General features: G+C 69.8%; 19 protein-coding genes. 7 read left to right on the top strand and 12 right to left on the bottom strand.

Annotated elements, in window-relative coordinates:
- Positions 1-184: 184 nt before the first annotated feature.
- Positions 185-1,288, bottom strand: coding sequence for a PDDEXK nuclease domain-containing protein (locus ACLF6P_RS11345; RefSeq protein WP_415949907.1), 1,104 nt, complete (start codon positions 1,286-1,288; stop codon positions 185-187).
- Between the two features lie 130 nt (positions 1,289-1,418).
- Positions 1,419-1,703: a hypothetical protein gene (locus tag ACLF6P_RS11340; protein WP_415949906.1), complete on the bottom strand. Its 285-nt coding sequence runs from the start codon at positions 1,701-1,703 to the stop codon at positions 1,419-1,421.
- Positions 1,704-1,843: 140 nt separating this feature from the next.
- On the opposite strand from ACLF6P_RS11340, the gene ACLF6P_RS11335 reads away from it, so the two are divergent.
- The 3 genes from ACLF6P_RS11335 (at position 1,844) to ACLF6P_RS11325 (ending at position 5,685) form a co-directional block, all read left to right on the top strand.
- Positions 1,844-3,367 (top strand): DUF7059 domain-containing protein, encoded by a 1,524-nt coding sequence (locus ACLF6P_RS11335; RefSeq protein WP_415949905.1) that lies wholly within the window; start codon positions 1,844-1,846, stop codon positions 3,365-3,367.
- Positions 3,368-3,552: 185 nt separating this feature from the next.
- Complete coding sequence (locus ACLF6P_RS11330; protein ID WP_415949904.1) at positions 3,553-4,584, top strand: C40 family peptidase; 1,032 nt, start codon at positions 3,553-3,555, stop codon at positions 4,582-4,584.
- A gap of 246 nt (positions 4,585-4,830) precedes the next feature.
- On the top strand, positions 4,831-5,685 hold the full coding sequence (locus ACLF6P_RS11325) for a phosphatase PAP2 family protein (protein ID WP_415949902.1): 855 nt from the start codon (positions 4,831-4,833) through the stop codon (positions 5,683-5,685).
- 105 nt (positions 5,686-5,790) lie between these two features.
- Here the strand turns inward: ACLF6P_RS11325 and ACLF6P_RS11320 are convergent, their stop codons facing one another.
- Positions 5,791-6,138 carry a hypothetical protein gene (locus tag ACLF6P_RS11320; RefSeq protein ID WP_415949901.1) on the bottom strand — a complete coding sequence of 116 codons (348 nt, stop codon included), beginning with the start codon at positions 6,136-6,138 and terminating at the stop codon, positions 5,791-5,793.
- Between the two features lie 238 nt (positions 6,139-6,376).
- On the bottom strand, positions 6,377-6,550 hold the full coding sequence (locus ACLF6P_RS11315; RefSeq protein ID WP_415949900.1) for a hypothetical protein: 174 nt from the start codon (positions 6,548-6,550) through the stop codon (positions 6,377-6,379).
- Between the two features lie 143 nt (positions 6,551-6,693).
- Between ACLF6P_RS11315 and ACLF6P_RS11310 the strand changes: the two genes are divergently transcribed.
- Both ACLF6P_RS11310 and ACLF6P_RS11305 read left to right on the top strand, forming a co-directional pair.
- Complete coding sequence (locus ACLF6P_RS11310) at positions 6,694-7,605, top strand: SCO4651 family lipoprotein (protein WP_415949899.1); 912 nt, start codon at positions 6,694-6,696, stop codon at positions 7,603-7,605.
- 238 nt (positions 7,606-7,843) lie between these two features.
- Positions 7,844-8,032 carry a hypothetical protein gene (locus ACLF6P_RS11305; RefSeq protein WP_415949898.1) on the top strand — a complete coding sequence of 63 codons (189 nt, stop codon included), beginning with the start codon at positions 7,844-7,846 and terminating at the stop codon, positions 8,030-8,032.
- Between the two features lie 24 nt (positions 8,033-8,056).
- Here the strand turns inward: ACLF6P_RS11305 and ACLF6P_RS11300 are convergent, their stop codons facing one another.
- Positions 8,057-8,437: a metal-sensitive transcriptional regulator gene (locus ACLF6P_RS11300; RefSeq protein WP_415949897.1), complete on the bottom strand. Its 381-nt coding sequence runs from the start codon at positions 8,435-8,437 to the stop codon at positions 8,057-8,059.
- A 225-nt stretch (positions 8,438-8,662) separates the two neighbouring features.
- On the opposite strand from ACLF6P_RS11300, the gene ACLF6P_RS11295 reads away from it, so the two are divergent.
- Complete coding sequence (locus ACLF6P_RS11295) at positions 8,663-9,283, top strand: DUF47 domain-containing protein (RefSeq protein ID WP_415949896.1); 621 nt, start codon at positions 8,663-8,665, stop codon at positions 9,281-9,283.
- Positions 9,284-9,289: 6 nt separating this feature from the next.
- Positions 9,290-10,288, top strand: coding sequence for an inorganic phosphate transporter (locus ACLF6P_RS11290; RefSeq protein WP_415949895.1), 999 nt, complete (start codon positions 9,290-9,292; stop codon positions 10,286-10,288).
- Positions 10,289-10,554: 266 nt separating this feature from the next.
- Here ACLF6P_RS11290 and pstB read toward each other — a convergent pair whose 3' ends face one another.
- The 7 genes from pstB to ACLF6P_RS11255 form a co-directional block, all read right to left on the bottom strand.
- Positions 10,555-11,331, bottom strand: coding sequence for a phosphate ABC transporter ATP-binding protein PstB (gene pstB / locus ACLF6P_RS11285; RefSeq protein ID WP_415949894.1), 777 nt, complete (start codon positions 11,329-11,331; stop codon positions 10,555-10,557).
- Between the two features lie 56 nt (positions 11,332-11,387).
- A complete protein-coding gene (gene pstA / locus ACLF6P_RS11280; RefSeq protein ID WP_415949892.1) occupies positions 11,388-12,461 on the bottom strand; it encodes a phosphate ABC transporter permease PstA in 1,074 nt (357 codons plus the stop codon).
- Complete coding sequence (gene pstC, locus ACLF6P_RS11275) at positions 12,458-13,474, bottom strand: phosphate ABC transporter permease subunit PstC (RefSeq protein WP_415949891.1); 1,017 nt, start codon at positions 13,472-13,474, stop codon at positions 12,458-12,460. Before pstC ends, pstA begins: the two co-directional genes overlap by 4 nt.
- A 239-nt stretch (positions 13,475-13,713) precedes the next feature.
- Positions 13,714-14,847, bottom strand: a complete 1,134-nt coding sequence (gene pstS / locus ACLF6P_RS11270) for a phosphate ABC transporter substrate-binding protein PstS (protein WP_415949890.1) — start codon at positions 14,845-14,847, stop codon at positions 13,714-13,716.
- 243 nt (positions 14,848-15,090) lie between these two features.
- Complete coding sequence (locus ACLF6P_RS11265) at positions 15,091-15,507, bottom strand: NUDIX hydrolase (RefSeq protein WP_415949889.1); 417 nt, start codon at positions 15,505-15,507, stop codon at positions 15,091-15,093.
- A 16-nt stretch (positions 15,508-15,523) separates the two neighbouring features.
- Positions 15,524-16,522 (bottom strand): CHAD domain-containing protein, encoded by a 999-nt coding sequence (locus ACLF6P_RS11260; RefSeq protein WP_415949888.1) that lies wholly within the window; start codon positions 16,520-16,522, stop codon positions 15,524-15,526.
- 106 nt (positions 16,523-16,628) lie between these two features.
- On the bottom strand, positions 16,629-18,854 hold the full coding sequence (locus tag ACLF6P_RS11255) for an RNA degradosome polyphosphate kinase (RefSeq protein ID WP_415949887.1): 2,226 nt from the start codon (positions 18,852-18,854) through the stop codon (positions 16,629-16,631).
- Positions 18,855-19,208 lie beyond the last annotated feature (354 nt).

Raw genomic sequence — 19,208 nt, 5'->3', positions numbered from 1 at the left:
TCGGGTCGAGGCAGGGTGGATCCCGGGGCGTATGACGGGGTGGGGCCGGTGGTCGTGCACACGGAGCGTTGCTCGGGGCCGGATGTGGGGGTGGGGTACGCGTTCAGGTGCTACCCGTACGAGGTTCGCAGGGTGTGACAGGGCTGGGCAGTGCGCATACGCGCGTGGGTGGGGTTCTCCGTGGTCAGGACGCAGCGTCCTGCACATCACCGTGGTCCGCGGATTCGCCGCCGAGGACCGAGGCCGCGACCCGGCTCAGTTCCTCCTCGCTGGGCAGCAAGGCGCGCATCTCGGGGGTGAGGGAGCCGGCCGAGTACGTGCTCACGGCCATCGGGCGGTTGCTCGTGCTCAGCGCGAGACGTGAGGCCGCCTTGTTGTGGTGCTTGCAGATGAGGATCCCGAGGGTGCCTTCGTCCCGTTCCGGGTCGCGCACCAGCTCGTCGACCGCCGCCGCGTAGAAGGCGAGCATGCCGAAGTGTTCGGGGTGTGCCTCCCGTGTCTTGAGCTCGATCACCACGTACCTGCGGAGCTTGAGGTGGTAGAAGAGCAGGTCGATCCGGTACTCGCGGTCGTCGAGGACCAGTGGGTACTGGCGGCCGACGAAGGCGAAGCCGACTCCGAGTTCGGTGAGGAAGCGGATCATCTGCGCGACAAGGGCGTCCTCGAGCTCACGCTCGCTGTGCAGCTCGTCGAGGGTGAGGAAGTCGAGGCGGTAGGGGTCCTTGGTGATGTCCTCGACCGTCTCGGCTCCCTCGGGGAGCGTTGCGTGGAAGTTGGAGGACGCGGCACCTTTCCTGAGGAACAGTTCCTCAGCGATGCAGCTCTGCAAGCGGTCCCTGGACCAGCCCTCGCGGACGGCTTCGGTGGCGTAGAAGGCGCGCTCGGCGTCTGTTTTGAGGCGGCTCATGAGGATGGTGATGTGGCCCCAGGGCAATTGTGCAACAGGCTGTTGCACAATTGGCTCCGGCCAGGTGCGGGCCATCTGTTGCATGTACATCAGGTTTCGGCGGGAGAAGCCGCGCTGGTTGGGGAAGGTGGTCCGGAGGTCCGCCGCGAGACGCTCAACGACCTTGGTGCCCCAGCCCTCCGCCTGTTGCCGCTCCAGGATGAGCCGCCCGATCTCCCAGTACATCTGCACCAGCTCGGTGTTCACCGCCCGCTGTGCGCGCAACCGGGCGCTGTCGACGGCCTGCTTGATGTCGCTCAGCAGGTCCCCGTACCAGGAGGGCAGCGCGCCCGCCTGTGCAGGCAGCTTCGTCTGGCTCTTGCTCTCGTTCTTGCTTGACATGGCACAGAGATTCGTCAGCGGCGAGGGCTTCTGCCGGGCATCTGGGGGCCTATCAGTCGAACGGGTGAGGGAGTGACGTTCCTGCATGCGCCCTTGCTGTCCACAGTCCGTGGATAACGGGCGGCCAGGACTACAGCGTCGCCCCGAGCGGCCCGAAACCCGTGTGCGGCTCCGCGGCGGGGTGTGGGGTGGTTGTGGTGTCTGCCGGGGTGGAGTTCTGGGATGGGGCGATGATCTCGTGGGGTGGGATGGGGATGGTCGTCAGCGTGAGGGTGGTGCCTACGCAGATCAGGCCGCCGGCGAGGCTCGCGCCCAGGCGGCGCGGGTGGGGGACGGGGGTGAAGGAGGGGATCGGGCCGGAGCTCGCGCTTCGGTTGATGCCGGGGCTCGTACTGGGGGCCGTGTCGGGGGTCATGGGGTGTCCATAGCAGGGTGAATCGGGTGTTCGGCGGTCAACTCGCCGGGCGGCAAGGTCAATTCAGTCCGTTCGCCCAATGGCGGTAACCGTGCGGGCCGGGGGTCAAGGCTGTCCGGCGGGGCGCCGAATACCCTCATATGACGACCAGCACAGAGCCACTGCTCACGCCTCAGGCCACCGCGGCGCTGCGCGACGCACTCCTGCTGTACGGCTACACGCGGGACGGGATCGTCACGCGGATCGGCCTCGAAGCCGCCCAGGCCCTCAACCGGTACGACCCGGAGCCCGCGTTGCGGCTGCTCGGTGCGGACGATCCGCTGGGTGTGCTCATCCGGATGTTCATGTGCGGGCACAGCGTTCCGATCGCCCATGTCGAGGAGGCCTTCGTGCCTCTGCTCGAGCCCGCGGGCGAGGGTGTGGTGCGGGCCGCCGTCTACCTGCATCCGTACGAGAAGTGGTGGGTGGTCTCCGACTTCCCGCTGTTTCTGCGGCCCGACGCGCAGGACCGGCGCGCCGACCGCGTACTGCCGATCGGGCCGACCGCGACCCTGTTGCGGCGGGCGATGCTCGGCCACCGGGTCGGGAGCGCGCTCGACCTCGGCACCGGGTGCGGGGTGCAGGCGCTGCATCTGTCGGATCGGGCCGAGTCCGTCGTCGCCACGGATCTCTCGCAGCGCGCGGCACGCTTCGCGGCCACCACGGCCGCGTTGAACGGGCTGGAGTGGGAGGTGTTGGAGGGGGACATGACGCAGCCTGTGGCGGGGAGACGGTTCGATCTTGTTGTGTCCAATCCGCCGTATGCCGTGGGGCCCGGCACCGTGCACTGTCTCTACCGGGACTCGGGGCGGTCCGGCGACGGCTTGTGCGCCGAACTCGTCGCCGCCGCCCCCGAGCTGCTGACCGAGGGCGGCCATCTGCAGTTCCGGGCGAACTGGGCGCATGTCGCGGGTGAGGACTGGCGTGAGCGGGTCGCGCGGTGGATTCCCGCGGGTGGTGGCCTGGATGCCTGGATCGTGCAGCGTGGTACGTCGGATCCGCGGGCGTACGTGGACCACTGGCTGGAGCAGAGCGGCGGTGAGGAGCACCTGGGGCAGCGGGAGACGTGGCTGCGCTGGTTCGACGAGCGGAAGATCACCGGGGTGGGTACGGGCACGGTGGTGCTGCGGCGGACCGACCGGCGCGATCCCGTCGTACGGACCGAGGAACTGTCGCCGGAGGCCGCCGAGCTGACCGGGGCTCAGGTAGCCGACTGGTTCGCACGGCAGGACTGGCTGCGGGATCACGATCCGCTGGCCTCGCGTTTCCGGCCGGGTGTCGGGGTGCGGCTGTGGCAGGAGGCCGCGCTGCGGCCGGAGGGCGACGCGGCCTCGGCCGCCCGTGGCTGGCAGCTTAAGCAGCAGCTGCTGTGGACCCCGGCGGACGGGCTGAACTGGAACGACCGCACCACTCCGCTCGCCGTCGCCCTGCTCGGGGCGAGCGGCCGTGACGAGCAGACCCTCGGTGAACACCTCACCCGGCTCGCCGAGGCCGAGGGCACGGACCGCAGCCGCCTCGTACTTGCCGCGCTGCCGGAGGTGGCGCGGCTGGTGGAGCGAGGGGCATTGGTGCCGGAGGGCCTGATGCCCCGGGAGCCGGTTGCGAAGGGAGAAACGGGCCCCTGAGCAGGGGTGTTGGCTGGAACCCGATGGTTTTCCACAGGGCCGCAACATGAGTTGTCCACAGGTCCCGGTACGGACGTCCGCCCGCTCATACACTTGTGCCCGCGGCGGACTTCCGGCGCGTGAGAAGCAGCGGCTTCTGAAGGTCTGTAGGTCAGAAGGTCTGAAGGTCTGAAGGGCGGTGGGCGATGCGCAAGGCCTGGCTGGTCGCGGCCGCTTGTGTGAGCGGCGGGCTCGGCTTCGTGCTGCTGCTCGTCGTGGGCACCTTCGTGGCCGCGGGCAATATCGCGAGCGGTGTGAGCAAGGGGGCCGTGGGACTCGCGAAGGGCGCGGTGCCGGCCGCGTACCAGGGACTCGTGCAGGAGTGGGGGAATCTCTGCCCGGCCATCAATCCGGCGCTGCTCGCCGCGCAGTTGTACCAGGAGAGCGGCTGGAATCCGAAGGCGCAGAGCCCGGCCGAGGCGCAGGGCATAGCGCAGTTCATCCCCGGCACCTGGGCCACCCACGGGCTCGACGCCAATGGGGACGGCAGACGGGATGTCTGGGATCCCGCCGACGCGATTCCCTCCGCCGCCTCGTACGACTGCAAGCTCGCGCAGTACGTGAAGGACGCGCCGGGCGATCCCACGCACAACATGCTGGCGGCGTACAACGCGGGGGCGTACGCGGTCATCAAGTACGGCGGTGTACCCCCGTATCGCGAGACGCAGAACTATGTGAAGACCATCACGACCCTGGAGAAGAGTTTCGCGCGACCGATTGGCCGAGTCAGCCCCTCCCGGCAGGCGGCCGGAGCGATCTCGTTCGCGCAGGAGCAGCTCGGCACGGAGTATCTGTGGGGCGGTGACGGGACGGCGGAGGACGGCGGGCGCTTCGACTGCTCGGGGCTCACGAAGGCCGCGTACGAAACGGTCGGAGTGACGCTGCCGCGGGTCGCCAACGACCAGTACAACGCGGGGCCGCATCCGAAACGGAGTGAACTCCTCCCCGGTGACCTGGTGTTCTTCTCCGATGATCTGACCAATTCGCGGGCGATCAGACACGTCGGAATCTATGTCGGCGGCGGGTACATGATCGATGCGCCCAGGCCCGGAGCGGTGATCCGTTTCGCGCCGATCGACACCCCCGACTACTTCGGCGCGACCCGGGTCACCCAGGACGGGGCACAGGCCCTGGAAAAGGCGCGCGAAGACATGACGCAGGCCGCCGGGAGCGCCTGATCTGGCCGAAACTCTCCGTTCGGCCAAGGTTCTGATCTGCGGTGATGCGTCACTCTTGGATAACGTCCGGGTGATCTTTCAGTGGAGAGTGGAACGGAATCCCGGGAAGTGAACGTTCTTGTGTCGACCGACCGCAACACTGATCCCTGACACCACACAGCAGACGCACTGACCAGCTGAAGCACGGGGGTTACGGCATTGGGCGCGCCACGGTGCGCCCCTGAGGAGACAAGGGGCCTCGGCACCATGGCTGGAGTGGAGAGCGCCGAACAAGGCGCGTCCGCCGCAGTGGAGAGCGCGATCGACGGCGCGTCGAACCCCGATCTGGATCTACTCCACGACATCAACGGGCTCACCCGGTCCACCCCCGAGTGGCTCGACCGTGCGATCGGCTCCATCGGTGAGTACGGGCTCATCCTCGCGTTCGCCGTGCTTCTCCTGTGGTGCTGGGCCTCGCTGCGGCGGCGGCCCGAGCCGGAGGCCGCGGTCGCCGGTCTCGTCTGGGCGCCGGTCGCCGCGGGCATCGCCCTCCTGGTCAACATCCCGATCCGGGGCCTGGTGGAGCGGCCGCGGCCGTTCGTCGACCACGACGGTCTCGAAGTGCTCGTGGACGGCAAGACCGACTACTCGTTCGTCAGCGACCACGCCACGCTCGCGATGGCGCTCGGCGTCGGGATCTTCGTGGCGAACCGCAGGTTCGGGCTCATCGGGATCGGGTTCGCGCTCGTCGAAGGCTTCTGCCGCGTCTTCATGGGCGTGCACTATCCCTCGGACGTGGTGGGCGGCTTCGCGCTCGGCACCGCGACGACGCTGCTGCTCGCCCCGCTTGCGATGGCGCTGCTCACGCCCCTGGTGCGGACGATCGGCCGTTCGCGCGCCGCCTTTCTCGTACGGGCCGGAGGTTCCCCGCACGCCCGCGGCGCCGGGGATCTGCCGGAGCCGCGGGTGACGGAGGAAGCGGTCGGGGCGGACAAGGCGGACAAGGTGCAGGAGGCGGCCGAGGCGGACCAGGCGGCCGAGGCGGGTAATGCGGCCGGTGCGAGTGCGGTGGGTGAGGGGGGCGGTGTGAGGCCGTCGAGGCGCAGTGATCTGGCGGCGTGAGTGGCACCGCCGCGAGCGCTGCGGGTGGGTGGTGTGCGGTCGACCCGGGGACGACCGGGTGGCGGGCGGTGTCCGTGGAGTCCGTGGAGTCCGTGGAGTCCAGCGCTAGCCCGCAGAGTTGACGTGCTCGGCCGCCAACTCCTTCTCGGGAGCGGCCTGCTGGGGTGCGAGCGGGCTGCTGTCGGTACCCGAAGCGACGGCGGAGTCCGTGGCCGGCGCTTCTGCTGCTTCCGCCTGCCGCCTGCGCATCAGGCGCAGACCGTACCCGCCGGCCACGGCGGCCACCGCGGCGGAGGCGAGGGTGAGGGGGCCGGCCTCCGGGTGGGCGGCGGCGAGCTCGCCCGTGCCGGAGGCCGCGGCCGCGGGACTCGCACCGGCCGCGAGCAGCATCGCGGCGGCGGCTACGGAGCCGAGAGGCGCTATTCGGGTACGGGACCGCTTGGTGCTCTCCATGGTGGACCTGCCCTCGTGTGGCGGTGATGACCGGTCCATCACGGTGATGACCGGTCCATCAAGGGCACCCCGGGCCCGGGGAATGGGCCAGCCGAGGGCGTGTCGGCGTGGGCCGTACGAGGGTCGGACACAGCCGTGCGGGGGCGGATACAGCCGTATGGGGTCGGATGCAGCCGTACAGAGGACGCTGGGGGTGCAGTTCTGGGCCGGGGGCTCAGTCCTGCGTGTGTCCGGGGGCTCAGTCCTGCGTGTGTTCCGTCGCGTCCGAGCGTGCCTTGGAGCGGGCTCTGCGGGCCGGGCCGCGCCACCCGCAGGTGCAGCGCGCGACGCAGAACTTGCCCTGCTCGACCGTCGTGGTGTCATGCACCGCGGCGGGCTCGGAATCGCCTGGGGGTGGGGGCGTTTGCTGCACCTTTCAACCGTAACCGGCCACCGCCCGTGCCCGGCACCGTGACGGGTGCCGTACCCGGTCGTTAAGCGGATCGCAAGAGCCTGCTCCTGGAGCGGGCTGAGGGGGCCCGCGTACGGACGGCCAGTGTTGGGGGTAGGCAGGCGATGGTGGTGCAGCAGTTCGAGGAGACCAGGAGGACGCCTCCTGACGGCGACAGGAGCCGGCGTCTCCTCGCCGCTCCGGTGGGGGTGGGACTCGCCTCGCTGGTTCTGGCCACGATGGGCTGTTCCCCGGCGGGCGGCGCGGCCGCCGACGACGCGGGCGGCGATCCGCACGACATCCTGCGCCAGGCGGCCGACGAGCTGGTCGAGGCCCGCACCGCGCGGGCGCGCACCTCGATGGAGATGGCCTCGGGTGGTACGCGCGTCACGATCCGCGGCTCCGGCACGTACGACTTCGTGCGCCGGGTCGGACGGCTGGAGGTGCAGCTGCCCGAGGACCCGTCCGGCGCCGAGCAGCAGGGCCCGATCACCGAGATGCTGGCGCCCGGCGCGCTCTACATGAAGAACCGCGGCGCGGGCGTGCCCGCCGACAAGTGGGTGCGCATCGATACGGCCTCGCTCGCGGACGGCAATCTCGTCACCGGCGGTGCGACCGATCCGCTCACCGCCGCCGAACTGCTGCGCGGCTCGCGGTCGGTGGAGTACGTGGGCCCGGCGGAGGTGGACGGCGCGGCCGTACGGCACTTCCGCGGCGTCGTCGATCTGGCGCGCGCGGCGGAACTGGCGCCGAAGGCGACCAAGGCCGTGCTCAGGGCCGCGGCGAAAGGGTTCAGCAAGGACACCGTGCCGTTCGACGCGTTTCTGGACGACAAGGGGCGGCTGCGCAAGATCCGCCACGAGTTCAGCTTCGTCAACGCGCAGCCGGGCGGCGGCAACCCGGGCGGGAAGGCCGCACCGGTGACGGATCCGGTGGCGGTGATGTCGACGACCTGGCTTGACGCCTTCGGCACGAAGGCGGCGGCGAAGCTGCCCGCCGAGGAGGACATCTACGCCGGGAAGATCGCCCAGGGCTGAGCACCCGTCGCGCCGACGGCGCTCCCGGCCGCGCCCGAGGCCCGAAGGTCCCTCCGCCGCGCCCCATCGGCACCTGTCGAAATGGTCCTTTGGTGCCATGCGCGGTGCGTAGACGGATCCCTACTCTTGGAAGTCGACACCTTGGGAAGTCGACACCTTGGGAAGTCGACACCCTGGGAAGTCGGCCCATGGGGGATTCGGACTCGGGATTCGGACGCGGGATTCGGGAGGAGAGGTGATGTACGTGGCGGCGGCCCGGAGCCGGGGAGCGGTCCAGGACCACGTCGCCCTCGCCGAGATCGAGCTGTGCGGCGACCTCATCATCGCGGCCTCGGCCGCCGACGGGGAGCGGCTCAGTGCGGCCCGTATCGACGAGGTGCTCTTCGGTGAGATCGAGGGAATCGGGGACGTCGAGGTGGACGGCTAGGCCACGGCTGGGCCGGCCTCGACCCTATGTGCGCAGCAGACGGGCGATGGCCTTCGTCGCCTCTTCGACCTTCGCGTCGATCTCCTCGCCGCCCTTGACGGCGGCGTCGGCCACGCAGTGGCGCAGGTGCTCCTCCAGGAGCTGCAGGGCGAAGGACTGGAGCGCCTTCGTGGAGGCCGAGACCTGGGTGAGTATGTCGATGCAGTAGACGTCCTCCTCGACCAGGCGCTGTAGGCCGCGGATCTGTCCCTCGATCCGGCGCAGGCGCTTGAGGTGTTCGCCCTTCTGGTGGTGGTAGCCGTGGATCCCGCGATCGTGGTCCGTCACCGCGGGTGCGGGCTCAGGTGCGGCGGCGGTGTCGGTCTCGGTGGCCGCGGTCGCCCCGGTGGCCTCGGTCGTCGTCATCCCGTCGTCCTCCTCGTCGCGTACCCGAACTCCTCCGGGATACCCCTGGTGGGTATATGGTACCCGACTTGCGCAATTCGGCCAGACGGCCCAGACCTCTCATCCCGCCCCCCGCCCGACGGTGGGCTCCCCGATGGGCGACACTGGGTGGCGGCCGGTTAGCCGTGGCCGGTTGATGCGCTTAGCATCAGCCTCACCGAATCCGAAGCACCCCGAGGACCCCACGTGCGCTTTCGTCTGACCCCCAGGGAGACGAGCTTCTACGACATGTTCGCCGCGTCCGCGGACAACATCGTCACAGGCTCGAAGCTCCTCATGGAACTGCTCGGGGCGGATTCCTCCGCCCGGGGCGAGATCGCAGAGCGTATGCGGGCCGCGGAACACGCGGGAGACGACGCCACACACGCGATCTTCCACCAGCTGAACTCCTCGTTCATCACGCCCTTCGACCGCGAGGACATCTACAACCTCGCCTCCAGCCTCGACGACATCATGGACTTCATGGAAGAGGCCGTCGACCTCGTCGTCCTCTACAACATCGAAGAGCTGCCCAAGGGCGTCGAGCAGCAGATCGAGGTGCTCGCGCGCGCCGCCGAGCTGACCGCCGAGGCCATGCCGCACCTGCGGACCATGGAGAACCTCACGGAGTACTGGATCGAGGTCAACCGCCTCGAGAACCAGGCCGACCAGATCCACCGCAAGCTGCTCGCGCACCTCTTCAACGGCAAGTACGACGCCATCGAGGTGCTGAAGCTCAAGCAGATCGTGGATGTGCTGGAGGAGGCGGCCGACGCGTTCGAGCACGTCGCCAACACCGTGGAGACCATCGCGGTCAAGGAGTCCTGAGGCTTCGTGGACACCTTCGCACTGGTCGTCACCATCGGTGTCGCCCTCTTCTTCACCTATACGAACGGCTTTCACGACTCCGCGAACGCCATCGCCACATCCGTCTCCACGCGTGCCCTGACGCCGCGTGCGGCGCTCGCGATGGCCGCCGTGATGAACCTCCTGGGCGCCTTCCTGGGCAACGGGATCGCCAAGACCGTGAGCGAGGGGATCATCGAGACCCCGCACGGCAACCGGGGAATGTGGATCCTGTTCGCCGGCCTGGTCGGCGCGATCGTCTGGAACCTCATCACCTGGTACTTCGGGCTGCCCTCCTCGTCCTCGCACGCCCTGTTCGGCGGTCTCGTGGGGGCGGCGCTCGCGGGCGGGATCGGGGTCATCTGGTCCGGGATCTTCAAGAAGATCGTCATCCCGATGTTCCTGTCGCCGGTCGTCGGTCTCATCGTCGGCTATCTGGTGATGGTCGCGATCATGTGGATCTTCCGGAAGGCCAATCCGCACAAGGCCAAGCGGGGCTTCCGTATCGCCCAGACGGTGTCCGCGGCCGGTATGGCGCTCGGGCACGGCCTGCAGGACGCGCAGAAGACCATGGGCATCGTGGTGATGGCCCTTGTCATCGCCGACGTCGAGGCGCCCGGCGACCCGATCCCCGTATGGGTGAAGATCGCCTGTGCGGTGATGCTCTCGCTCGGTACGTACGCGGGTGGCTGGCGGATCATGCGGACGCTCGGCCGGAAGATCATCGAGCTGGATCCGCCGCAGGGCTTCGCTGCGGAGACCACGGGCGCGGGCATCATGTTCACGGCCGGGATGATCTACGGTGCGCCGATCTCCACGACACACACCATCACCTCGGCGATCATGGGTGTGGGGGCCACGAAGCGGGTCAACGCGGTGCGCTGGGGTGTCGCCAAGAACATCGTCCTCGGCTGGTTCATCACCATGCCGGCGGCGGCGGCGGTCGCCGCGCTGAGCTTCTGGGTCGTGAACCTGGCGTTCGTGTAGGGGCGTGGGGGTGCTCGCAGTAGCGCCTGCGGCGTGCTCTCCCCCCCCCCGCCCCGCCCCTTCCCGAAACCTGGGGCTCCGCCCCGGACCCCCTGCCGCGCTGAACACGCTCGTCCTCAAACGCCGGACGGGCTGGGTCGGGCTGCACTGTGAAAAGGACCCGCCCCCGGAGAACCGGGGGCGGGTCCGTGCTGTGCGGTGGCACCGCCATGCAGCACCGCGCAGCAGATCCGGGGGCGGATCCGGGGCGGATCCGCGCGGCGGGCTCAGCCGAAGCGGCCCGAGATGTAGTCCTCGGTGGCCTGGACCGACGGGTTGGAGAAGATGCGCTCCGTCTCGTCGATCTCGATGAGGCGGCCGGGCTGGCCGACGGCCGCCAGGTTGAAGAAGGCCGTGCGGTCGGAGACGCGGGCCGCCTGCTGCATGTTGTGCGTCACGATGACGATCGTGAAGCGCTCCTTCAGCTCGCCGATCAGGTCCTCGATCGCGAGGGTGGAGATGGGGTCCAGAGCCGAGCAGGGCTCGTCCATGAGCAGGACCTGCGGTTCGACCGCGATGGCCCGCGCGATGCAGAGGCGCTGCTGCTGGCCGCCGGAGAGGCCGGAGCCGGGCTTGTTCAGCCGGTCCTTGACCTCGTTCCAGAGGTTCGCGCCGCGCAGCGACTTCTCGACGATCTCGGCGAGCTCGGACTTGCGGTAGTTGCCGTTGAGCTTCAGGCCGGCGGCCACGTTGTCGAAGATCGACATGGTGGGGAAGGGGTTCGGGCGCTGGAAGACCATGCCGATGGTGCGGCGCACGTTCACCGGGTCCACGCCGGAGTCGTACAGGTCCTCGCCGTCGAGGAGGACCTTGCCCTCGACGCGGCCGCCGGGGGTGACCTCGTGCATCCGGTTCAGGGTGCGCAGGAAGGTCGACTTGCCGCAGCCGGAGGGGCCGATGAAGGCCGTCACCGAGCGCGGCTCGACCGTCATGGAGATGTCTTCGATCGCCTTGTGGGAGCCGTAGTAGGCGGTCAGGCCGCCGACGTCGATTCGCTTGGCCATGGGGATCACTGCTTCTTTCGGAAGATCTTGCGAGGAGGGTCGCTGAAATGGCCGCTTCAGCGGCCCGTCTTGGGGGCCTTCCAGCGGGCGATGCCGCGGGCCACCAGGTTGAGGATCATGATCAGGAGGATCAGGGTGAGCGCCGCCGCCCAGGCCCGGTCGTAGGCCGCGGGGGAGCCGGCGCTGTTCGCGTACTGCTGGTAGATGTACAGCGGCAGCGAGGCCTGCGGCCCCTCGAACGGGTTGGTGTTGATGAGCGGGTTGCCCCAGACCAGCAGCAGCACGGGCGCCGTCTCACCGGCGATACGTGCCACGGCCAGCATCACACCGGTCGTGATGCCGCCGATCGAGGTCGGGAGCACCACCTTGAGGATCGTGCGCCACTTCGGCACGCCGAGGGCGAGCGAGGCCTCGCGCAGCTCGTTGGGGACGAGCTTGAGCATCTCCTCGGTGGAGCGGACGACGACCGGCATCATCAGGATCGCGAGCGCCATCGCGCCGGCGAAGCCGGAGTAGCCCATGTCGAGGATCAGGATCCAGAAGCTGAGGATGAACAGACCGGCGACGATCGACGGGATACCGGTCATGACGTCCACGAAGAACGTGACGGCCTTGGCGAGCTTGCCGCGTCCGTATTCGACCAGGTAGACGGCGGTGAGCAGACCGATCGGGACGGCGATCAGGGTGGCGAGGCCGACCTGTTCCAGGGTGCCGATCAGGGCGTGGTAGATGCCGCCGCCGACGTCGGTGTCGGCGAGGTAGCCCATCGAGGTGGTCAGGAAGTAGGCGTCGAAGACCTTGATGCCGCGCACCACCGTCTCCCAGATCAGGGAGACCAGCGGGATGACCGCGAGCAGGAACGCGACCCAGACGATGCTGGTGGCGATGCGGTCCTTGGCCTGGCGCCGGCCCTCGACCTTCGTGGCCAGGAGGTAGGTCACCAGGACGAACAGCAGCGCGGAGATCAGACCCCACTGGACCCGGCTCTCCAGGCCGCCCACGAGGCCGATGCCGCAGCCCGCGGCGAGCGATCCGGCGGCGATGACGTACGGGGCCCACTTGGGCAGGCGCGCTCCGCGCAGCTCGGCGGGGGCGGCGGGCCGGGGCTTCGTGTCGACTGCGTGGCTCATGCGTTGGCCCCCGAGTACTCCTTGCGGCGGGCGATGATCGCGCGGGCCGCGCCGTTGACCACCAGGGTGATGACGAAGAGCACGAGACCGGAGGCGATCAGCGCGTCACGGCCCTGTGCGGTCGCCTCGTTGAACTTGCTGGCGATGTTCTGGGCGAAGGTGCCGCCGCCCGGGTCGAGCAGGCTGGCGTTGATGAGGAAGCTCGGGGAGAGCACGGTCGCGACGGCCATCGTCTCGCCGAGCGCGCGGCCCAGGCCCAGCATCGAGGCGGAGATGATGCCGGAGCGGCCGAAGGGCAGCACCGACATCCGGATGACCTCCCAGCGGGTCGCGCCGAGCGCGAGCGCCGCCTCCTGGTGCATCTGGGGTGCCTGCCGGAAGACCTCACGGCTGACGTTGGTGATGATCGGCAGGATCATGATCGCGAGCAGGATGCCGACGGTGAGCAGCGAGCGCGGGGCGCCGTCGTTCCACTCGAAGATGCCGGTCCAGCCGAAGTAGTCGTCGAGCCAGCTGAACACGCCGGTCAGGTGCGGCACCAGGAAGAGGGCGCCCCACAGGCCGTAGACGATGGAGGGCACCGCGGCGAGCAGGTCGATCACGTAGGCGATCGGACCGCTCAGCCTGCGCGGTGCGTAGTGCGTGATGAAGAGTGCGATGCCGACGGCGATCGGGACGGCGATCAGCATGGCGATGACCGACGAGACGATCGTGCCGAAGGCGAGGACCGCGATACCGAAGACCGGCGGGTTGGCGTTCGCGTCCCATTCGAACGTGGTGAGGAAGTTGCCCTCGTTGTCGGCGAGCACGATCGAGGCGCGGTACGCCAGGAAGGCCGCGATCGCGGCCATGATCGCCAGGAGCAGGATGCCGGAGCCGCGGGAGAGACCGAGGAAGATCCGGTCACCGGGGCGGGTGGAGCGGCGCTTGCCGTCCGCCTTGTGCGCGGCGGGCGGTGTCGGGCGGGCGTCCTGTGGTGGGGGCGGTGCGGTGGTGGAAGGTGTTATGTCCATGAGGTTCTCCGGTCTGCGGAGCGGCCCGCGGGGGCTGCTCCTGGCGGCGGTGCACCGGACGGTGACGGCCGGCGGTCGCTGCTGCGTGCGCTGCGTGTGCTGCGTGCGCTGGCGCTGCGCGTGTGGTGCGTGTGCTGCGACCGCCGGGCCGCACTCGGCTTTGCGTCAGGTCGTACGGGTCGAAGCCGTGCGCGTCAGGGCGTGCGGGCCGGCTCGTACGGGCCGGGGTTCGGCTGGGCTCAGCTCAGGGCGGCGATGGTCTCGCGGACCTTGGCGCCGATCTCGGCCGGGATCGGGGCGTAGCCCTGGTCCTTCAGCGTGGCCTGGCCCTCCTCGGAGGCGATGTAGCCGAGGAAGGACTTGGTGGCGGCCAGGGTCTCGGCCTTGTTGCCCTTCTCGCAGACGATCTCGTAGGTGACGAGGGTGATCGGGTAGGCGCCCTCGGCCTTGGTGGAGTAGTTCAGCTCAAGGGCGAGGTCCTTGCCCTTGCCCACGACCTTGGCGTCGGCGATCGCCTTGGAGGCGTTGTCGGTGCTGGCCTCGACCGGGGCGGAGGCGCCCGTGTCGATCGCCACGGTCTTGACGCCGTCCTTGGCGTAGCTCAGCTCCATGTAGGAGATGGCGCCGTTGGTCTGCTTGACCTGCTGGGCCACACCGGAGGAGCCGGGGGCCGCCTGGCCGCCCTTCGGCTGCCAGGCCTTGCCCGTCTCGTGCGGCCAGTTGTCGGGCGCGGCGGCCTTCAGGTACTTGGTCAGGTTGTCCGTGGTGCCGGACTCGTCGGAGCGGTGGAAGGCCTGGATCTTGAGGTCGGGCAGCTCGGCTTCCGGGTTGAGCTTCTTGATCGCCTCGTCGTTCCAGTTGGTGATCTTGTTGTTGAAGATGTCGGCCAGGGTCTTGGCGTCCAGGACCAGGCTGTCGACACCCTCCAGGTTGTACGCGACCGCGATCGGGCCGCCGACCATGGGCAGGTCGATGGCCTGGCTGTCCTTGCAGACCTTCGCGGACTCGGCGATCTCCTCGGCGTCGAGGGCGGAGTCCGAACCGGCGAACGCGGTCTGGCCCTGCAGGAACGAGGTGATGCCCGCGCCCGAGCCGGTGGGCTTGTAGTTGACCTGGACGTCCTTGCAGGCCGCGCTGTACGCCTTGATCCAGGTCTGGACCGCGTTGGCCTGCGCGGAGGAGCCGGCGGCCAGGAGCTGGCCCTTGGCGTCGTCGCACTTGATGTCGGACGGCGCGGCGGCGGTGTTCGTGTCGCCGCCGCCGTTGCCGCCGCCGCTCGTGTCGTCGGAGCCGCACGCCGTGAGGGCCAGGGCGCCGGAGACGGCGAGAGCACCGAGGGTGAGGGCCCGCCGGTTCATGCGCTGAAGCTTCACTTTCGGGAGTTCCTTCCAGGAGCCGCCGTCTGTTTGCAGCGGCGTGCGATGAGGTCATCTCGGTCATCTCGGCGGGGCGCCTGCTGCCGATTCCAGCGACACGCACCGCGTAATGCCGAAATTAGGCAGGACAGGTGAAGTGGCCCATGGCCGAGAGTGAACGGGAGGTGAACCTACGCGGTCCGTGTGGTTAGGTCACGGGACGGTTACGGAGTGGGGGATGCGGGCCGCGGAACGGGAGCCTCAGCGGTGGGTGCCCAGGAGGGCGACGGCCTCGTCGATCAGCTCCCGGTCGCGGGGCTGGGTGACGCGGGTGCGGGCCGCGGCGGGGGAGAGCCACAGGAGGCGGTCGACCTCGTCGTTCGGCGTGAAGCGGCCGCCGGTCGCCTCGGCGGCCCAGTAGTCGACGGTTTTCGGCCGTCCGCCGGCGAGGTAGCCGACGGTGGACAGCCGCGGGCCGGGCGCGCAGCTGTGGCCGGTTTCCTCCGCGACCTCGCGCAGCGCACCGGCGAGCGCGCCCTCGCCGCGCTTCAGCTTTCCTTTCGGCAGCGACCAGTCGTCGTACTTGGGCCGGTGCACGAGGCAGATCTCCAGCGTGTCGTGCACCGGCGAGATCCGCCACAGCACGCAGCCCGCCGCGCGGACCGGGCCGCCGTTCACGGGGTGCTCACCGCGTTCACGGGGTACTCACCGGCGGCCCCGAGGCCGTCCGCTGCCAGGCGCCCTTGAAGGCGAAACGTGCCGCCTCGACCTCGTGGCGCTGGTCCGCGTGCAGGACGCCGAGCGCGTAGGCCGTGGACGGGGCGATACGGGGGGTGCGGGCCGCGTCGGCGGCGGCCGCGGCCGCCTCGGCGGCGTCGCGGTGGCGGTCGAGGGTGCGGCTCGCGTCGAGCAGCCGGTCCTCCACATCGCGTACGCGCAGGGTCTCGCGGGCGTAGCGGTGCAGGCGGAGCAGGAGGCGGACCTGGTGCCAGGGGGTGTCCTGGGACTCGGGTGCCCCGTCGTCGGCGGCAAGCCCGTGCACGAGCGCCTCCGCGTTGTACGGATGACCGGCCCGTACGAGCGGAAGCGCGGTCACCGCCTCGGTGAGGCGGGCCTCGACATCGGCCGCGAACGGGGCCAGCGGGTGGGCGGCCGCGTCCCGGCGCAGCGGAACATCGCCGGCCAGGACGGCCACCGAATCCGCCACGGCGTGGAAACGGGCCGAACCGAGGGCCTGCAGGGCCGTGGAGTGGGCGCGGGTGCGGGCCAGGGTGAGCCGGCGGTCGAGCAGCGCGCCCGCCTTCGCCGCGCCGACGGTGACGCGGCCGCCGGTGGTGGCCTGGGCGGGGATGGGCCCGGTGCTGCCCGCGAGGCGTTGCAGGGCGGTGAGCAGGCGGGTGAGGCGCTTGGCGTAGGCGTGTTCGTGGGCCAGGGTGCCGGAGAGCCAGGCGAGTTCGCTGCGCAGCCCGTCCGACCAGCCGGCGTCGAGCAGCGGCCGGAAGGTGTGCAGGCAGCCGCTGATCCGCCGCGCGGAACGCCGCAGCGCGAGCGCGGGCTCGGCGGCGTCCTCGACCCCGCTCTCCCGGTGGCGCCGCAGGGCGCGCAGGAACTCGGTGGCCTGGGCCTGCAGGTACCGGACGAGTTCGTCGGTGCCGCCGCCGGGAGGGGGCGTCCGGAGGCCGGGCGAGCCCACGCCGGACGCCCTGCCCCCCGCAGCCGACAGGCCGCGGGTGCCGACGGAGCCGCCGGCCGCCCGCTCGGGCGGCGCGGTCCACCCGATCCTCGCCGCAGGGGAATTCTCAGGGTTTCGCTGAGCCACGCCGGCGCCTCCGCGCGTCGATGAGCATCTCCTGCACATTGCGCAGGGGCTGTCCTTCGGGGTCCGTGGCCTGCCGGGTCCAGTCGCCGTCGGGGCCCAGGTGCCAGGACGAGGTGGTGTCGGACATCCCGGTCTCCAGGAGCCGGTTGAGTGCTGCCCGGTGGGCCGGGTCGACGACCCGGACGAGTGCCTCGATACGGCGGTCGAGGTTGCGGTGCATCATGTCGGCGCTGCCGATCCACACCTCGGGTTCGCCGCCGTTGCCGAAGGCGAAGATCCGGGAGTGTTCGAGGAAGCGGCCGAGCACGGAACGGACCCGGATGTTCTCCGAGAGCCCCTCGACGCCGGGCCGGATCGCGCAGATCCCCCGCACCCACACATCGACGGGCACACCCGCCTGCGAGGCCCGGTACAGCGCGTCGATCAGCGCCTCGTCGACGATCGAGTTCACCTTGATCCGGACGTACGCGGGCCGCCCGGCCCGGTGGTGCCTGACCTCGTCGTTGATCCGCGAGATCAGCCCGTCGCGCAGCGATTTGGGGGCGACGAGCAGGCGCCGGTAGGTCTCGCGGCGCGAATAGCCGGAGAGCCGGTTGAAGAGGTCGGACAGGTCCGCCCCCACCTGCGAATCGGCGGTGAGCAGGCCCAGGTCCTCGTACAGCCGGGCCGTCTTGGGGTGGTAGTTCCCCGTCCCGACGTGCGAGTAGCGCCGCAGGGTCTCGCCCTCCTGGCGGACGACGAGCGACAGCTTGCAGTGCGTCTTGAGGCCCACGAGCCCGTAGACGACATGGCAGCCGGACTCCTCCAGCTTGCGCGCCCACTTGATGTTGGCCTGCTCGTCGAAGCGCGCCTTGATCTCGACGAGGACGAGGACCTGCTTGCCGGACTCGGCGGCGTCGATCAAGGCGTCCACTATCGGCGAGTCGCCCGAGGTCCGGTACAGCGTCTGCTTGATCGCGAGCACGTCCGGGTCGGCGGCGGCCTGCTCCAGGAAGGCCTGTACGGAGGTGGAGAACGAGTCGTAGGGGTGGTGCAGCAGCACATCGCGCTCGCGCAGCGCGGCGAAGATGTCCGGCGCGGAGGCGGACTCGACCTCGGCGAGGTCCCGGTGCGTACCGGCCACGAACTTCTGGTACTTCAGCTCGGGCCGGTCGAGCGAAGAGACGTTGAAGAGGCCGGTGAGGTCCAGCGGCCCGGGCAGCGGATAGACCTCCGCCTCGGAGATCTTCAGCTCCCGGATCAGCAGATCGAGGACGTACCGGTCGATGGACTCCTCGACCTCGAGGCGCACCGGAGGCCCGAAGCGCCGCCGCATCAGCTCCTTCTCCAGGGCCTGCAGCAGGTTCTCGGCGTCGTCCTCCTCGACCTCCAGGTCCTCGTTCCTGGTCACGCGGAACATGTGGTGCGCGCGCACCTCCATGCCGGGGAACAGCTCCTTGAGGTGCGCGGGCGCCGCGATCACGTCCTCGATGGGCACGTAGCGCCCGGGCGAGGCTTCGAGGAAACGGTTGAGCAGCGGCGGCACCTTGACCCGCGCGAAGTGGTTGTGCCCGCTGACCGGGTTGCGTACGACGACCGCGAGGTTCAGCGAGAGGCCCGAGATGTACGGGAAGGGGTGCGCCGGGTCGACGGCCAGCGGCGTGAGCACCGGGAAGATCCGCTGCCGGAAGAGAGTGAACAGCCGCGCCTGCTCCTTCTCGGTGAGATCGGCCCAGCGGACGATCCCGATGCCCTCCTCGGCGAGCGCCGGACCGACGTCCTCCTGGAAGCAGGCCGCATGCCGGGCCATCAGCTCACGCGTACGGTTCCAGATCAGGTCCAGGACCTCGCGGGGCTGCAGACCGGAGGCGGAACGGGTGGCGACTCCGGTGGCGATACGGCGCTTGAGACCGGCCACGCGCACCATGAAGAACTCGTCGAGGTTGCTCGCGAAGATCGCCAGGAAGTTGGCCCGTTCCAGGAGCGGTGTGCTCGGGTCTTCCGCGAGTTCGAGCACCCGCTCGTTGAACGCCAGCCAGCTGCGCTCCCGGTCCAGGAACCGCCCCTGCGGCAGCTCGGCACCGTCCCCGTCGTCCTCGTACGCGTCGAGGTCGGCATCGAGGTCCGGCTCCAGGTCGGAGACCGCGGCGGCCACGGTGTGCGGCCGGTGCGCGGCGATGGAACCGACGGAGGGCTGGGCGTGCACGGGGACCTGGGGCGTGTTCATGTGCTTATTGTTCCGCGCGGTCGGCGTCAGGGCGATTACGGCTGCCGCTTCGCGGGGGTGTGGGGGAGAGGTGGTGGTCGGGCGCTCGGGCGGGGCCTGCATCCACCGAGGCTCGCAAGCGAGGCTTAATCACCGGTTACGAGGACATGACGTGCCGGGACACTCAAGGCGTACGGCGCCGCAGGAGCCAGAAGCAGAGTGCGGTGAGGGCCGCGGCGAGCGCGAGCACCAGGCCGGCTTCCACCACTGGATGGGCCAGAAGTGGGACTCGGGGTGACGCCTGGTGGCCTGTGTATGTGCCTAGGGCGTGTTTCGAAAGTCGCTTCTGCCCCGCGACGCCCGGCACGCACTCTC

The sequence above is a fragment of the Streptomyces lothianensis genome (assembly GCF_047779955.1).
Taxonomy (GTDB): domain Bacteria; phylum Actinomycetota; class Actinomycetes; order Streptomycetales; family Streptomycetaceae; genus Streptomyces.
This window is presented reverse-complemented; position numbering and strand designations above follow the sequence as displayed.